The sequence below is a fragment of the Flavobacterium fryxellicola genome (assembly GCF_900143245.1).
GTDB classification, from domain to species: domain Bacteria; phylum Bacteroidota; class Bacteroidia; order Flavobacteriales; family Flavobacteriaceae; genus Flavobacterium; species Flavobacterium fryxellicola.
In genome coordinates, this window is the sequence record NZ_FRDK01000003.1 from 52081 (window position 1) to 70501 (window position 18421).

The window sequence follows — 18421 nt, forward strand, 5'->3', positions numbered from 1 at the left end:
TAATGACAGTCAAAAAACGAATAGCAATAGCAGGAAGTATTTTTATAGCTTTATTTTTAGTTTGGTATTTAATGATAAAAGAAACGGATTACTGTATTTCTTTTAAAGTGAAAGCAGCAACAGGAACCGTTTTTCAAGGAATTCAGGAATGGACTGCGGCTCAATTGCTGAAAGATAAAGAAAAGTATACGCTTATCGACAAAAGAAATTTTGACTTTATTCAGCAGGAAATGAAAAAAGAAGCTGTTCAAATGCAGTACACATGGGACATTACTTCTATAAATGATTCTGTAACAAAAGTGAGTGTTGGTATTAAAGATGTAAATCATAGCTTATACAATAAACTAACTGCTCCCTTTTTTAATACTGAATTTAAAAAAGAACAAATCAGAAAACTAACTGATTTTAAGAAAGGATTAAATGAGCATCTGAAGAATTTCAACGTTAAAATTGAAGGAGAAGGTGTTTCAGAGCAGACTTTTGTAGCGTACATCAGCTTGAAAAGTGTGCTGCAAGAGAAAGCACAACATATGATTGCCAATGATGCGGGTATTACCGGATTTTTATTGGATAACAAAATACAAATAATTGGAAAACCTTATGTGGAAATTACAAATTGGGATTTAGATAAAGAAACAATCGATTTTAATTACTGTTTTCCCATTCCTGAAAACACACAAATTATTGAAAATGAAATTGTAAAATTCAAAACAATACCGGCTATTAAAGGATTGAAAGCGACGTATTACGGTAATTTTAGAACCTCAGATAGAGCTTGGTTCGTCTTATTGGATTACGCTAATAATCATGGTTATAAATTGGATAAAGCCCCACTGGAACAATTTTTGTCCAATCCATTTAATGGTGGAAACGAAATAGAATGGGAAACCAGAATCATTATTCCTTTCGCTGCTAAATAACCATAGTACGTACTAGATTTTATTATTTCGAAAACGTTTTCGGCACTTCCGAAAACGTTTTTGTTTGTATTCTCTATTTAATTGGTAATAATAAAATTATTTTTAGATAAAATTAACAAATTAACCAACAGAGTGAGTGTGAAAATAAAATTGAGCTTTTGGCAGATAATCAATATGAATGTTGGTTTTTTTGGAATACAATACAGTTTTGGATTACAACAAAGTGCTGTAAATCCGATCTATGATTTTTTACACGCTAGTCCAGATCAAATCCCGATATTAAATCTCGCAGGACCTTTGACGGGCTTACTGATTCAACCTATTATAGGGGCAATGAGTGATAAAACATGGCATCCAAGATGGGGAAGGCGTAAACCATATTTTTTTATTGGGGCTATAATTTGTAGTATCGCTCTATTTCTATTTCCATTTAGCAGTTCCTTATGGATGGCGGCAGGTTTGCTTTGGATTCTAGATGTTGGTAACAATACTGCGATGGAACCCTATCGGGCTTTTATTGCTGATACACTAATAGAAGATCAGCAACCAATGGGTTTTCAGGCGCAAAGTTTCTTTACTGGTTTTGGACAGTTTTTAGCTTATATTTCTCTTTTTCTATTCCCAATTGTTTTCGTAGGATATACAGGTTCTTTACCCACGTGGATCTATGCTTCCTTTTTTCTAGGAGCCATACTCTCGGTAACTTCCATATGGTGGAGTATGAGTAAAACTAAAGAAATTCCACCGACAGAAGCAGAATTGGCAATTTTGAAAGCGGAAAAATTAAATATTTTTTCGCCTTTTATAGATATTTATAAAGCAGTCCTAGAGATGCCAACCGTTATGTGGCAGCTATTTTTGGTCTATTTGTTTCAGTGGTATGCCATGATGTGTTATTGGCAAAACAATTCAAAAAGTATCGCTTTGTCCGTTTGGAATGTAACTCCAAAAAATCCAGTAGGTTATGAAAAAGCAGTCGAGTGGAATGGATTGATTGGCGCTTTTGGATTTATAGTTACTTTTTCAATTGCCTTTTATTTAGCAAAACTAGCCAAAAAATACGGCGCAAAAATGATTCATTTTGTCTGTCTGTTATTTGGAGCTGGTTCTTTTTTGTTTTTTCCAATAGTTCAGAATCAATACGTATTTTTTGCAGTGGTAATTGGATACGGAATTGCTTGGGCGAGCATGATGGGTATTCCCTATTTGATGGTTGTTGCTGTTATTCCAAAAGAACGATACGGTGTCTACATGGGAATTATTAACATGATGATTGTTATTCCAATGATTATTCAAAACGTGTCATTTGGTTATATTTTAAAGAACTTCTTGGATAACGATCCCCGACAAGCAATTAGTTTTGCAGGGGTGTTACTGCTCATCGGGGCTTTTTGCACCCTATTGATTAAAAGTAAAAAAGTCTCAATAGCGAAACATGAATAGTGATTTAAATTATAAAAAAGCAATCGAGCTGCTGGAGAATGTGTCTTCTTCAGAAGGATTTTTGGCCAGTGCTCAAGATGTATCTAATTATAAACGGGTCTGGGCTCGAGATGGTGTGATTTGCGGTTTGGCAGCTTTGGCTTCTGGTGATGAAAAATTAATTGAAACCTTTCGTAAAACAGTAGAAACAATAGCCAATAACCAACATTATAACGGAACGATTCCTTCTAATGTGATGACAAATGGGGATGAAGTTGCCGTTAGTTATGGCGGACTGGCAGGAAGAGTAGATGCGGTAACTTGGTTTGTAATTGGAGTGTGTCAATATGCCTATTATACAAAAGATAGCACGTTTGTGGCAAAATACAGTACTGCAATTGAAAAATGTTTGGCGCTCTTGGAAGCATGGGAATTTAATAACAAAGGACTGTTATATGTCCCTTTGTCAGGAAATTGGGCAGATGAATATATTACGGACGGCTATGTTTTATACGATCAATTGCTCCGAATTTGGGCTTTAAAGAGTTACAATCATTTTGTGCAAGACGATTTAATTACAGCTAAAATAATAGTAATTACCGAACAACTTGAAATCAATTTCACTCCTGATTCAGGAGGTGAAAAATACCATGAACGAGCGTACCACGAAATACTTATTCAAAAATACATGCCGTGTTCTTTTTCGCCGGCAGGTTATAAAAACCAATTTGATGCTTTCGCCAATTCGCTGGCTTTGTTTTTAAACATTGGTTCTTATGATTTTCAAAGTAAAATTGTAGCCCATTCGATATCCCTCAAAAATAAAATGAAAATGAAGTTGTTACCAGCGTTTTGGCCGCCAATACAAGAAACAGATCTAGATTGGAATTTGCTTAAAAACAATTGCAAATACGAGTTCAGGAACTACCCGAATGAGTTTCATAACGGAGGTAGCTGGTCCATGGTCAATGGGTTTTATGCCTTGGCTTTGCTTTCAAAAGGAAAAAAGAAAGAAGCAACTGAGATCTTAACAGCTATAAATGCAGCAAATGCTGTTGATAATTTTAGTTTCTACGAAAATTTTAATAGCGAAACCGAAGAGCCAAATGGTGTTCCTTTTTGTGCTTGGAGCGGTGCTGCAACGGTGTTAGTACATCAAAGTTTATATACAAATTTTAAATTTTTAGTTTAATTGGAAAAGACAATAGACATAGTTTGTGTAGGCGAAGTTTTGATTGATTTTATTGGTCATGAAATGAATACCTCGATAAATAGAACCAAAGATTATCATCGTTTTCTGGGAGGCTCGCCTACAAACGTTGCTGTAAATGCAACGCGTTTGGGTTTGAAATCAGTATTAGTAGCCACATGTGGTGACGATGGATTAGGGGAATATATTGTTCGAAAGTTAAAAGCGAATCATGTAGTTACATCGCATATCAGAAAATCAGAAAGCCATTCAACTTCTGTTATTTTTGTTTCAAAATCTACTAGTACACCTGATTTTATTCCGTACCGAGAGGCTGATTGCCAAATTGAGCAAAGTCAAATACCGAATGATTTACTCGAAAACGCAAAAATTTTTCACACGACTTGCTTTGCTTTAAGCAAAAATCCAGCGCGATCAACTATTTTGGAAAGTGCCAAACGAGCCAAAGCATTAGGAGTACAAACGAGTATTGATATTAATTTTTCAGAAAGAATATGGCCAGATCGGGAAGAGGCTAAGGAGGTTTTAAAGGATTTTTTAGCCACAAATCCTTTGGTAAAATTAAGTGAAGATGATTGTTATCGTCTTTTCGCCGAAGCAAAAACAGAAGATTTTATTTTTGATTATTTTCATCGCTTAGGTGCTTCCACCATTTGTTTGACAAAAGGGAAAGATGGCGTGGTATTGTCGCATATTGATGCTGGACTAATTCATCAAAAAGCGCTGCTGGTCGAAGATATTAAAGATACTACAGGCGCAGGAGATGCTTTTTGGACCGGTTTTCTCTATGCCCACTTAAGGAATAAAAACTTTGAAGAAACAATTACCATTGCGCAAAAATTGGCCGTATTGAAACTTCAAAATATAGGTAGATTGCCAAAAGGAATTGATATTCAAGAATATCTAAAACGCTAAGTTATAATTCAAATTTAAATAGTATTTCAACATAACGAAGGAGGAAAATATGAAAAAAAGTACCGTTAAAATTGCCATGTATCTCAATTACTTTGTGTTTGCGATTCTATTGAATAGTGTTGGAATAGTGATACTAAAGGCACAAAAGAATTATGGTGTCGATGAATTGCAAGCTAGTGTCTTGGAAGCTTTCAAAGATTTGCCTATTGCCATAGTTTCTTTTTTAATCGCTTCGTTTTTACCAAGGATAGGGTATAAAAGAGCTATGCTTATTGGTTTGGCTTTGGTTTCAGTCGCTTGTATTAGTATGTATTTTGGAAATTCATTTGATATGGCTAAGGTGCTTTTTGCTACCGTTGGGGTTTCATTTGCGCTAATCAAAGTGTCGGTTTATTCCCTTATTGGAACAATAACAGAGAATCAACAGGAACACAATAGTTTAATGAGTAATATTGAAGGTGTTTTTATGATTGGAATTGCTTTAGCGTATTTCTTGTTTCCGGCTTTCAACTCTACTACTAATCCAGATGCTTGGTTAAACGTATACTGGCTGCTCGCTGCAATTTCATTGCTGTCCTTTGTTTTTTTATTTTTTACGAAATTTGAAAATAAAACGGAAATTCCTGGAGTTAATCTAGCAGACGACTTCAAGCAGATGTTTAAATTATTTGCAAAATTACTAACTATTATTTTTGTAATCAGTGCTTTTCTGTTTGTAATGATTGAGCAGGGAATTATGTCTTGGCTCCCAACTTTTAATAGTAAAGTGCTGCATCTTCCTGAGAATATCAGTATTATGATGGCCAGTATTTTAGCCATTTCATTGGCTGTAGGAAGACTTTTAGCTGGGGTAGTTACAAAAAGAGTTAATTGGGTTTGGGTACTAAGTTTTTGTATTGTGGCTGCTATGCTTATTGTAATTTTTGTACTTCCTAAAACAGTTGGGTTGGATGTGAAAGAAATTAATTCGCTTGGCGATATTCCACTAATAGGATTTGCTTTTCCATTAGTAGGACTTTTTATTGCACCTATTTATCCCCTTTTAAATTCAGTTGTTTTAAGTGCATTGCCTAAAAAATTACACAGTTCCATGACGGGTTTAATAGTCGTTTTCTCGGCACTCGGGGGTACTTTGGGCTCTAGAGTTATTGGCTATTTATTCAAAAATGAAGGACCAGAAAATGCCTTTTATTATACTTTAATTCCAATGTCGTTATTGCTTATTTCTTTCTTTATTCTAAAAAAACTTACTGCTAAATCATGAAATTCGTACTGAACATAGATAAAACTTTTCGAGAACTTTTGCTTCAAGAAGATACTGATCAAGATAAAAAAATCACCAAAGACGACCAAGGCCCTAAAAAGTTTGTGTTAATCGATGAAAAGACAAAGCAGGAGCAGGTCATTGCGGGTACCTACTATTTGTCAAATTTACTTCAAGAATTAGCAGTGCTTAAAGAAGGCAAAACCGAAATGGGTGAGGTTGATTTAGCCCGAATTCAAGAAAATCCTGTCGATCGAATTTCACGGAAAATTAGGGATAATTATTGGAATGAGCTCACGAGAACAATAGATAAGAAAGGCTTGGCTCAGATTCTTGAAGATGAAAAAACCAGTAATGAGGTTCCAACGCTTTATGTCGCTGCGACGGATAAAAAAGGGGTTGCTTATTTTCAAGATTTAGAAAAAGAACTTCAGAATTTCAAATTAGCCATTTTACCTATAAATTATTCTATGGAATATGTGGCTACTTTAAACACTAAACCAGGGATTTTGGCTTTAGCTTTGGAACAAAAAGTATATAGTTTGCAAGGAGTTCCATTTGTAGTCCCAGGCGGAAGATTTAATGAAATGTATGGCTGGGATAGTTATTTTATTGGTGTTGGTCTTTTAATCGATAACCAACTCGAAAAATCCATGGCTATTGTGGAGAACTTCAAATACCAAATTACACATTACGGTAAAATCCTGAACGCAAACCGAAGTTATTACTTGACAAGAACACAACCGCCATTATATTCTTCGCTGATTATTGAAATTGTAAAACAAAAAGTACCAAATCAAGAATGGTTAAAAAGCCACCTAGACGCCATTATTTTAGAATACAATACGGTTTGGATGGTGCTAGGAAACCGATTAACTGAAACGGGCTTGAATCGATATAAAGCGGAAGGTAGTGGAATGCCCTTTGAAGTGGAACCTGGGCATTTTGACGGTATTTTAGCGCCTTATGCTAAAAAATACAACATGCCTGTTCGCGCATTTGAAAAAGAATATTTAGAAAGAAAATTGGTTGACGCTGATTTAGACTTGTATTTTGTTCATGACCGAAGCTTGCGTGAAAGTGGTCATGACACAACGGATCGACTTATAAATAGATGTGCGAACTTAAATTCCGTTGATGTGAACAGTTTTCTTTATAAATACGAAAAAGACATTGCTTATTTAATTGCAACCTATTTTGGGAACACCTTTCAAATTGGAGATGTAAGGTATACTTCTAACGAATGGGAACAAAAGGCTGAATTTAGAAAAGAAAAAATGAATGAATTGTGCTGGAATGAAGCAGCAGGAATGTATTTTGATTATGATTTTGTACATCAAGAACAATTTCCGTTTGAGGCAGCTACAACCTTTTTTCCTTTATGGGCGGGATTGTGTACTGAAAATCAAGCTAAAAAATTAGTGGAACTAGCCCTGCCGCATTTTATAAAAACAGGTGGAATCACAGGAAGTACTAAGGCGAGTAGTGCTAATGTCTCCAAGGACGAGCCGCAACGACAATGGGATTATCCTTTTGGATGGGCACCACATCAAATGTTGTTATGGGAAGGGTTGCTTAAATATAACTATTTAGATAAAGCACAAGAAATGGTGTACCGTTGGTTGTGGTTAATTACCATAAATGCAGTTGAATACAACGGAACAATTCCGGAAAAATTCGATTTGGAAATCAGTTCTCATAAAGTTTTTGCCGAATATGGTAATGTAGGAACTGAATTTGATTACATCGCAAAGGAAGGCTTTGGTTGGATGAATGCGTCCTATCAATACGGATTGCAAATTTTAAGTGCAGAATTAAAAATAAAATTAGGAGAATTGATTGCACCAGATAATCTGTTTTAATGCTAAAAAAAATATTATTGTTGTTTGAATGTATATTTTTTTTAACTTTATCATTCACTAAATGAATCAATTATGACTGTTAATCAAATTTTAAGCACTAAAGGAAAGGAAGTATATTCCATACTTTCCACTAACACTGTATATGAAGCATTGACAGTGATGAGCGAAAAAAACATTGGAGCAATTCTTATCATTGAAGATACAGTTTTGAAAGGTGTTTTATCTGAAAGGGACTATGCTCGAAAAATCGTTTTGAAATCAAAATCTTCAAAGAAAGCTTTTGTTCATGAAATCATGGAAACTGATGTGGTGACCGTAAGTCCGTCAGATAATTTAGAGTATTGTATGGAACTAATGAGTACAAAAAGAGTACGGCACTTGCCGGTTCTTGAAAACAATATAGTAATAGGAATTATCTCCATCAGTGATGTGGTAAAAGCCATAATCGAGATGCAAAAAGATACCATTCAACATTTAAATTCTTACATCACTCAATAAAAGGAAGCTAAACAAAATAGTGAAAAATAGCCGCATTTATTGCGGCTATTTTTATTGGCGCTTGTTATTTGTGGTGTAATTTTTATAAAAGAAAAGCATAAAAGCTGACTTTTTAAACCAAGTCTTCTATCTTTGTGCACTAGAATAAAATCTTAAACAATGGACAAAAATAGCAAAAGAAGAGAAGCATTATTATACCACGCAAAGCCAACTCCTGGTAAAATTCAAGTAGTTCCCACTAAGAAATATGCAACACAAAGAGATTTGTCCTTGGCTTATTCTCCAGGTGTAGCTGAGCCGTGTTTAGAAATTGCAAAAGATGTAAATAATGTTTATAAATATACTGCAAAAGGAAATTTGGTCGCAGTAATCACAAATGGAACCGCCGTTTTAGGATTAGGGGATATCGGACCGGAAGCCTCTAAACCAGTAATGGAAGGAAAGGGATTGTTGTTTAAGATCTTTGCTGATATCGATGTTTTCGACATCGAAATTGGTACAAAAGACATTGAAGAATTCATTCAAACGGTTAAAAATATAGCCCCAACTTTTGGCGGAATTAATCTTGAAGATATTAAAGCACCAGAATCTTTCGAAATCGAAAGACGGTTGGTAGAAGAATTAAATATTCCTGTAATGCATGATGATCAGCATGGTACAGCTATTATTTCTTCGGCGGCACTGTTGAACGCTTTAGAATTAGCAGATAAAAAAGCAGAAGACGTAAAATTAGTGGTTTCAGGAGCTGGTTCCGCTGCACTTGCTTGTGCTAATTTATACGTTTTGCTGGGGGTAAAAATTGAAAATATTTTTATGTTCAATAGTAAGGGATTGTTAACTAAAGACAATCCAAAACTATCTGATTTACAGTTGAAATACGCTAAAGATATTCCTTCCGTGAGCTTACAAGAAGCATTAGTCAATGCCGATGTGTTCTTAGGATTGTCAACTGGAGACATCATGTCGCCGGAAATGTTGCTGGGAATGGCTGATAATCCTATTGTTTTTGCAATGGCAAATCCAGATCCAGAAATAGACTATAACTTAGCTGTTGCAACTCGGAAAGACGTCATTATGGCTACCGGTCGTTCAGATTATCCCAATCAGGTAAACAACGTGCTAGGGTTTCCGTACATTTTTAGAGGCGCACTTGATGTTCGTGCTACTAAAATAAACGAGGCGATGAAGATGGCAGCTGTAAAAGCATTAGCTGCATTGACAAAGCAATCCGTTCCTGAACAAGTTAACATTGCTTATGGCGCCACCAAATTAAATTTTGGTAGAGAATATATTATTCCTAAACCTTTTGATCCAAGATTAATCACGATTGTTGCTCCGGCTGTTGCCAAAGCAGCAATGGATTCTGGTGTAGCACTGAATCCTATTACGGATTGGAATAAATACGAAGAAGAACTTTTAGATCGTTTAGGAAATGACAACAAAATGCTGCGTTTGATTACAAACAGAGCTAAAATGGATCCTAAAAAAATCGTTTTTGCTGAAGCAGACCATCTAGATGTTCTAAAAGCAGCTCAAATTGTATTGGAAGAAGGAATTGGTTTTCCAATTTTATTAGGAAATAAGGAAATTATCTTAGAATTAAAAGCAGAAATTGGTTTTGATGCGGATGTTCAAATTATAGATCCTAAAATTGATGAGGAAGAAGGTAGAAGAAATAAATTTGCAACGACTTATTGGTCTTCTAGACAAAGACGTGGCATTTCCTTTTTAGATGCACAAAAATTAATGCGGGAACGCAATTATTTTGCCGCAATGATGGTTAACGAAGGCGAAGCAGATGCACTGGTAACTGGACATTCCAGAAGTTATCCTTCTGTGGTTAAACCGATGCTGCAATTGATTGAAAAAGCACCAGGAGCTTCTATTGTTGCTACTACTAATATGATGATGACAGCCCGTGGGCCAATGTTTTTGTCCGATACAGCGATAAATATCAATCCATCTGCTGATGATTTAGCTAAAATAGCAATCATGACCGCTAAAACAGCTAAAATGTTTGGCGTAGAGCCTGTAATTGCAATGATTTCATTTTCTAATTTTGGATCCTCTTCAAACGAAAACGCAGCCAAAGTAAGAGAAGCAGTTTCTTATTTACATAAAAATTATCCTGATATTGTAATTGACGGTGAGATTCAAGCAGATTTTGCCTTGAATCCGGAATTACTGAAAGCGAAATTTCCCTTCTCTAAACTAGCAGGTAAAAAAGTGAATACGTTGATTTTTCCAAATTTGGATTCTGCAAACATCACGTACAAACTTCTAAAAGAATTAAATAAAATTGATTCTATTGGACCTATTATGTTAGGATTAGGAAAACCAGTTCATATATTTCAATTAGGTGCTAGCGTAGAGGAAATGGTAAATATGGCTGCTATTGCTGTAATTGATGCTCAGGAAAAACAGGCAAAGAAAACCAAACAGATTTGATTAAATGGGATAAAAGTAAATAGTTAAAATTGTTGATAAAACATAGAAGTATGTTAATTTCATTATATTTGGCAATATTTTATTAATCATGATCGCACATTTACAAGGAAAATTAGCAGAGAAATCACCAACGCATATAATCATAGATTGTGGCGGCATAGGCTACCATGTTAATATTTCCCTACACACGTATTCTTTATTACCCAATACAGATTTTATAAAAGTATATACGCATCTTCAAATTAAGGAGGATGCGCATACACTTTTTGGTTTTATAGAAAAGTCAGAGCGAGAGATTTTCAGACTTTTATTGTCTGTTTCCGGTATCGGAGCGAGCATAGCGCGAACCATGCTCTCATCACTTGACCCAAAACAAATCACCAATGCTATAGCATCTGCTGACGTAGTTACGATTCAGTCTATAAAGGGAATTGGAAGTAAAACTGCCCAACGCGTAATCTTAGATTTAAAAGAAAAAGTCTTAAAATTATATGATTTAGACGAAGTTTCTATGTCGCAAAGCAATACAAATCGAGATGAAGCGTTATCAGCTTTGGAAGTTTTAGGATTTGTACGAAAAACTTCAGAAAAAATCATAGAAAAGATTGTTAAAGAAGATCCGGATGCTTCTGTAGAATCAATCATTAAAAAAGCTTTAAAAAACCTTTAAACGGTATTTAAGACCCCGCGTTGTATGCATAAAATTTTTATTTTTTTGCTTGTTTTATTTTGTGGTTTTGTGTCTCAGGCCCAAGTAGAGCAGGTGGCTCAGGACACTGTAAAAACTGGCTTTTCTTTGGGGAAACTGCAATTAAAGAACCCACAAAGCGTTTTATCTGCTTACACGTATGACCCGGTTACGGATCGTTATGTTTATACCAATTCCGTCGATGGATTTTCTATTAATTATCCCATTATTTTAACGCCAAAAGAATACGAAAATTTAGTCTTAAAAGAATCCATGCGTGATTATTTTAAGAAAAAAGTAGATGCGATTGATGGCAAGAAAGAAGGAAGCGAACTCGCTAAAAGAGATTTATTGCCTAGATACTATGTGAAGTCAGGCCTTTTTGAATCTATTTTTGGAAGCAACACTATAGATGTCAAACCCACAGGATCTGTAGAAATGGATTTGGGAATGCGGTATACAAAACAGGATAATCCATCCTTTTCTCCTAGAAATCGATCCAATCTTTCCTTTGATTTTGATCAGAGAATCAGCATGAGTTTAATGGGGAAAGTAGGAACACGGCTTAATGTAAATGCTAATTACGATACACAGTCTACATTTGCGTTTCAAAATTTAATTAAATTAGATTACGCACCTTCGGAGGATGATATTATTCAAAAAATTGAAGTCGGTAACGTTAGCATGCCGTTAAATAGTTCCTTAATTCGAGGAGCTCAGAGCTTATTTGGGGTAAAAACGCAACTGCAATTTGGAAAAACAACAGTAACTGGTGTTTTTTCAGAGCAAAAATCACAAACGAAAAGTTTAATAGCGCAAGGAGGAGGCACGATAGAGGATTTTGAAATGTTTGCATTGGATTATGATAGTGACAGGCATTTTTTCTTGTCCCAATATTTTAGAAATCGCTATGATAAATCGTTGGCAAATTATCCATTCATTGATAGTAGAGTCCAAATATCCAGAATTGAAATTTGGGTAACCAACAAGCAAAATCGGGTATTGGCAAACAATAATAACCTGAGGAATATTATTGCACTTCAAGATTTAGGAGAAGCGCAATTGTCCGATGTGCCTGATAGTGAGGTGGTTGTTTTAGATCCTTCTACTGGGATTTTCAACAATCCTGCAGATTCTCCCACTGACAATTCAAATAATGATTATAATCCTGCACAAATTAACGCTGGAACAGGCTTGTTGAATCCTAATATTCGTGAAATTGTAACGGCAAATTCTGGTTTTAATGTAACGGTAAGTGAAGGTCAGGATTATTCCAAGTTAGAAAACGCAAGAAAACTGAATCCAAATGAATACAGCTTCAATCCACAATTGGGGTTTATTTCATTGCAACAACGGTTGGCTAATGATGAGGTTTTAGCTGTTGCTTATCAATACACAATTGGAGATAAAGTATACCAAGTGGGTGAATTTGGAAACGATGGAGTGGATGCCACGGTCGTTACAGGAAGTAGTCCTTCCAATCAGGCTATCATCTCGCAGAGTTTGGTCTTGAAAATGTTGAAAAGCAATTTGACTAATGTTAAAAATCCAATTTGGAATTTGATGATGAAAAACATCTATCAGATTCAAGGCGGGTACCAATTGAAACAACAAGATTTTAGATTTAATATTCTTTACACAGATCCTTCTCCTCTAAATTATATTACGGAGGTTCCGGGAAGTCCTTTCCCAGCAAATCCTTCAAGAGAAAATGAAGTTGCCGAGACCCCTTTGTTGAAGGTGTTCAATTTAGATAAGTTAAATTACAACAATGATCCTCAAACTGGAGGGGATGGTTTTTTTGATTTTATGCCAGGTTTAACGATCGATGCACAAAATGGAAGAATTCTATTTACAACTAAAGAGCCTTTTGGAGAACTGTTATTTTCCAAATTATCGAACGCTGGTTCCTCGGAAAATTACAACAATGTGAGCACTTACAATGAAAATCAAAAGAAATATGTATTTCGCAGCATGTATCGAAATACGCAGGCGGGAGCATTGCAGGATAGTGAAAAAAACAAATTCTTATTACGAGGGAAATACAAATCGAGTGGTGGTGATGGCATACCAATTGGGGCGTTCAATGTGCCTCAAGGCTCAGTGGTAGTTACCGCAGCAGGAAGACTCTTAGTAGAAGGTATTGACTATAGCGTGAATTATCAGTTAGGTCGTGTTCAAATTTTAGATCCGTCCTTGCAGGCATCAAATACACCTATAGAAGTCTCCTTGGAAAATAACTCTGTTTTTGGTCAGCAAACCAGAAGGTTTATGGGCCTAAATATTGAACATAAAATTTCGGAAAACTTTGTGGTAGGCGGAACTTTCTTGAAAATGTCTGAAAGACCGTTTACACAAAAATCCAGTTTTGGACAGGAATCCGTAAACAATACTATTTTTGGCTTCAATACTAATTTCTCTACAGAAGTTCCTTTCTTGACCCGCTTAGTCAATAAATTGCCAAATATAGACACGGATGTACCTTCCAATCTTTCGGTAAGAGGTGAAATAGCCTTTTTGAAACCGGACTCGCCGAAAGCAGATCAGTTTCAGGGTGAATCGACCATTTATGTAGATGATTTTGAAGGATCTCAGTCTACAATTGACATGCGTTCCCCGTATTCATGGAGTTTGGCATCAACACCAGACCGAAACACAACAAGTAGTTATGATTTTAATGCAAGCGCTAATGATTTGAGTTATGGATTCAAAAGGGCTAAATTAGCGTGGTATTCAATTGATCCCGTCTTTTATACTCAGAAGCCCGTTGGAATCTCAAATGAAGACTTGTCTTTTAATAAAACCAGAAGAATTTTCAGTAGAGAATTGTATCCTTTGACTGATATTGCGCAAGGGCAGACGCAAGTTGTAAACACCTTGGATTTGAGCTATTATCCATCTGAAAGAGGGCCTTATAACAACAATTCGAATGTAAGTGCAAATCCAACTGAAAATTTTGGAGGGATTATGCGTTCCTTAAATTCAACAAATTTCGAACAAGGAAACGTAGAATACATTCAGTTTTGGGTGTTAGATCCGTACGTAGGAAATGGTCAGGCTCCATTATCAAATATTGGAAAAATATACTTCAATTTAGGAGAAATTTCAGAAGATGTTCTAAAAGATGGAAGAAAACAGTATGAAAATGGGCTGGGTCCAGATCAGATATTGGTCAATCCAAGACCTTTATGGGGAGATGTTCCTGCTTCTCAGTCCTTGATTTATGCCTTTGATACCAATGTGGATAACAGGAGAAATCAAGATATCGGTTTGGATGGTTTGGCTAATGCCAATGAAGGGGCCGTTTATACCAATTTTGCTTCGGAACTCGATCCTGCTGCAGATGATTATTCCTTTTATCTAAACGCAAATGGAGGAATTTTAAATCGATACAAAATGTACAATGGGACTGATGGCAACTCTGCAGTTGATATCAATGACCCCAATAGAGGATCATCAACAGTTCCTGATGTGGAAGATATCAACCGAGACAATACCATGAATACAATCAATGCCTATTATGAATATAGTATTGATGTGCAACCCGGAATGAACGTGGGTCAAAATTATATTACTGATGTCAGAAATACACAAGTGTCTTTGCCGGATGGCTCCACTACCGAAGCCCGATGGTTGCAATTTAAAATTCCGGTTGCTCAGCCTGAAAACACGATAGGGAATATTTCAGATTTTAGATCAATTCGTTTCATGAGGATGTTTATGACGGGTTTTAGCGAAGAAGTTACGGTTCGTTTTGGAGCCTTAGATTTAGTTCGTGGCGAGTGGAGACGGTATACCAATACGCTTGATTTTAATGACACAAATAGTGCTGATGACAATACTAATTTAGATGTTTTGGCGGTCAACGTTCAGGAAAATAATCAAAGATGTCCGGTGAATTATATTACACCTCCTGGAGTGCAAAGAGAGCAATTATTTAATAATAACACGGTAATTAATCAAAATGAGCAGTCATTAGCATTGAGAGTTTCAGGAAACGGATTAGAGCCGGAAGATTCCAGAGCCGTTTTTAAAAATGTAAGTATCGATATGCGTCAATTTAAAAAATTGAAAATGTTTTTGCACGCTGAATCTTTGCCCGGTGAAATTGCTCTTCAAGACAATCAGATGGTCGGTTTTATTCGTTTTGGAAATGACTTTACACAAAATTTCTACCAGATTGAGATTCCTTTAAAAGTGACCGTTCCTTCCTCTGCCTCCAATGCTGATTGTAGTCCTTTGAGCGCAGAAGTAGTTTGGCCAGAAGAAAATGCTATCGATTTGTCATTAGCTTTGTTGACAAAATTGAAAATTTTAGCAATGAATGTGGATCCAAATACAATACCATTAGATGGAATTTATTATCCAGATGCTGATCCTTCTAAACCAGAAGGGGACGGAACGAATGCCTTGAAGTTAGGGATAAAAGGAAATCCAAATTTTGGACTGGTACGAACCCTTATGGTAGGGGTGAAAAACAGTGATCTGCGCAATGATATTAAAGGAGAAGTTTGGTTTAATGAGCTTCGCTTGTCGGATATGGACAACCAAGGCGGCATGGCTGCGGTGCTGAATGTAGATACAAATTTAGCTGATTTTGCCACGGTCTCCGCATCGGGTAGAAAAAGCACAATTGGTTTTGGATCACTGGAACAAGGTCCTAATGAGAGAAGTCGGGAAGATACGGAGCAATATACTATAGTGACTAATGTAAACCTTGGAAAACTATTGCCTCAAAAATGGGGTGTCAATCTTCCTTTTAATTATGCTATAGGCGAAGAAACCATCACGCCAGAATACGACCCATTTAATCAAGACATAAAATTAAAACAGTTGTTAGATAATACAACGGATCAAAATAAGAAAGACAATATAACTAGCAGAGCGGTTGATTACACCAAGCGAAAAAGTATCAATTTTATTGGTGTGAGAAAAGAACGCCAACCAGAACAAAAACAACATGTTTACGATCCTGAAAATTTCACCTTCTCTCAGTCTTTTAACGAAGTGGAGCGACATGATTTTGAAATCGAAGATTTTGTAGACCAGCAGGCAAATTCTGCTGTTGATTATGCGTACACTTTTCAACCTAAACCAGTGGAGCCGTTTAAGAAAGCTAAGTTTTTGAAAAAAAGTAATTACTGGAAGTTATTAAGTGACTTTAACTTTAATTATTTGCCTTCTAATATTTCGTTTAACACCAATATCAATAGACAGTACAACCGCCAGCAATTTAGACAAGTAGAGGTTGAAGGAATAGGTCTTGACCCTTTGTACCGTAGAAATTTTGCATTTAATTATCAATATGGTTTCAATTATAATCTAACCAAATCATTGAAATTAAATTATACGGCATCCTCTAGTAATATTGTAAAAAACTATTTGAATGAAAATAATGAACCCATTGACAGTTTTACTATTTGGGATAGTTATTGGGATATAGGAGATCCAAACCAACACATGCAGCAACTGGTTGTGAATTATGACATACCAATTAACAAAATACCAATATTCAGCTTTATCAAAGCAAATTATTCCTATACGGGTGATTACAGTTGGCAACGCACCTCCAATGCATTGTCTCAGATCAATATTGATGGCGCCGATTATAATTTGGGAAATACAATTCAAAACGCAAGTTCTAATAATTTAAATGCAGCCTTCAATATGGACCTGTTGTATAAATATTTAGGACTGACCAAAAACACCAACAAAACACTACCAAAACCGAAAATGATTGCGCCAAAACCAGGCGAAAAAATAGTAAATGCCAATGCCAATCAACTTCCTAAAAACAATGCATTTGTTGATGGTTTGATCGGAGTTTTGACCAGCGTTAAGAATGTTCAAATGAACTATACCTACAATAGCGGTACAATTTTGCCGGGATATACTCCAGGTGTTGGGTTCTTAGGATCTTCAAGGCCGTCATTGGGCTTTATATTTGGAAGCCAAGATGACGTCAGGTATGAAGCAGCTAAGAACGGTTGGCTGACGAACTATCCAGATTTCAATCAAAATTTCACGCAAGTAACAAATAAACTGTTTAAAGCTACAGCTAATGTCGATTTGTTTCCCGATTTAAAAATTGATTTGACATTGGATAGGGCTTTTTCTGAAAATTTCTCGGAGCAATATGATGTGACGGATGGAATTTACAACGCTAGATCTCCGTATAACACAGGTATTTTTTCCATATCAGCAGTTTTGATAAAAACCTCATTTGCTACAAGTGATGAAAATAGTTCCACTGCTTTTGATGATTTTAGGATGAACCGTCTCACCGTTGCAAATCGTTTAGCTACAGAGCGAGGAATTGATATTAATAATCCGATTAATAGAGATGCAGAAGGATTTCCATTGGGTTATGGAAAAAACAATCAGGCCGTATTGTTGCCAGCTTTTTTAGCAGCCTATTCAGGAGGCGATGCATCTGCTGTTTCTCTTGGAATTTTTAGAAGTTTTCCTATACCAAACTGGGCAATAAAATACAATGGTTTGATGCGATATGGTGCCTTTAAGAAAAATTTCAAGCGTTTCTCCTTGCAGCATAATTATAGAGCATCGTATACTATAAATGCATTTAGATCGAACTTTGAATATGATAATGCACCAAACGGAGTAGATGCGAGCGGTAATTTTTTCAATCAGACCATTATGTCTAATATTAATCTGGTAGAACAATTCAGTCCGCTTTTAAGAATGGATTTTGAATTAAAAAGTTCTTTAAAAGTACTTACCGAAATTAAAAAAGACAGAGCTTTATCGATGAGTTTTGACAATAATTTATTGACCGAAGTAAAGGGGATTGAATATATAGTAGGATTAGGGTATCGCTTTAAAGATGTCATTTTTTCTTCAAGATTAGCGGATAATCCAACAGGAATCATAAAAAGTGATATTAATTTAGCTGCTGATCTAGCCTATAGAAATAACCAAACCATTGTTCGTTATTTAGATTATGACAACAATCAATTAGCAGGTGGGCAGAACATCTGGTCCATAAAAATAAAAGCGGATTATGCTTTTAGCAAAAATTTGACAGCAATTTTCTATTACGATCATTCTTTTTCGAAGGCGGTTATCTCTACTTCTTTTCCATTGACCAATGTTCGTTCTGGTTTTACAATTCGGTATAATTTTGGGAATTAATTTTTCGAAATCTAAACCTGATTTGAACATAAGATTGTTACA

Annotated in this window: 10 protein-coding genes; all 10 read left to right on the plus strand. The window is 35.7% G+C overall.

The window, feature by feature from the left end:
* Window positions 1-2: 2 nt before the first annotated feature.
* The 10 genes from BUA03_RS06380 to sov all read left to right on the plus strand — a co-directional run bounded on the left by BUA03_RS06380 (window position 3) and on the right by sov (window position 18379).
* On the plus strand, window positions 3-920 hold the full coding sequence (locus BUA03_RS06380; RefSeq protein ID WP_066080404.1) for a GyrI-like domain-containing protein: 918 nt from the start codon (window positions 3-5) through the stop codon (window positions 918-920).
* Window positions 921-1094: 174 nt separating this feature from the next.
* Window positions 1095-2363, plus strand: coding sequence for an MFS transporter (locus tag BUA03_RS06385; RefSeq protein WP_066080791.1), 1269 nt, complete (start codon window positions 1095-1097; stop codon window positions 2361-2363).
* Window positions 2356-3534, plus strand: coding sequence for a glycoside hydrolase 100 family protein (locus tag BUA03_RS06390; protein WP_066080401.1), 1179 nt, complete (start codon window positions 2356-2358; stop codon window positions 3532-3534). Before BUA03_RS06385 ends, BUA03_RS06390 begins: the two co-directional genes overlap by 8 nt.
* Window positions 3535-4467, plus strand: coding sequence for a carbohydrate kinase family protein (locus BUA03_RS06395; RefSeq protein WP_066080397.1), 933 nt, complete (start codon window positions 3535-3537; stop codon window positions 4465-4467). It abuts the gene before it with no gap.
* A gap of 49 nt (window positions 4468-4516) precedes the next feature.
* Window positions 4517-5731 (plus strand): MFS transporter, encoded by a 1215-nt coding sequence (locus BUA03_RS06400; RefSeq protein WP_066080394.1) that lies wholly within the window; start codon window positions 4517-4519, stop codon window positions 5729-5731.
* Window positions 5728-7593 (plus strand): trehalase family glycosidase, encoded by a 1866-nt coding sequence (locus BUA03_RS06405; RefSeq protein WP_066080391.1) that lies wholly within the window; start codon window positions 5728-5730, stop codon window positions 7591-7593. The genes BUA03_RS06400 and BUA03_RS06405 overlap by 4 nt, the downstream gene beginning before the upstream one ends.
* Before the next feature lie 72 nt (window positions 7594-7665).
* Window positions 7666-8091 (plus strand): CBS domain-containing protein, encoded by a 426-nt coding sequence (locus BUA03_RS06410; protein WP_082854329.1) that lies wholly within the window; start codon window positions 7666-7668, stop codon window positions 8089-8091.
* Between the two features lie 159 nt (window positions 8092-8250).
* Window positions 8251-10539: an NADP-dependent malic enzyme gene (locus tag BUA03_RS06415; protein ID WP_066080385.1), complete on the plus strand. Its 2289-nt coding sequence runs from the start codon at window positions 8251-8253 to the stop codon at window positions 10537-10539.
* A gap of 88 nt (window positions 10540-10627) precedes the next feature.
* Window positions 10628-11209 (plus strand): Holliday junction branch migration protein RuvA, encoded by a 582-nt coding sequence (gene ruvA, locus BUA03_RS06420; protein WP_066080382.1) that lies wholly within the window; start codon window positions 10628-10630, stop codon window positions 11207-11209.
* A gap of 24 nt (window positions 11210-11233) precedes the next feature.
* Complete coding sequence (gene sov, locus BUA03_RS06425; RefSeq protein WP_066080379.1) at window positions 11234-18379, plus strand: T9SS outer membrane translocon Sov/SprA; 7146 nt, start codon at window positions 11234-11236, stop codon at window positions 18377-18379.
* Window positions 18380-18421: the final 42 nt, after the last annotated feature.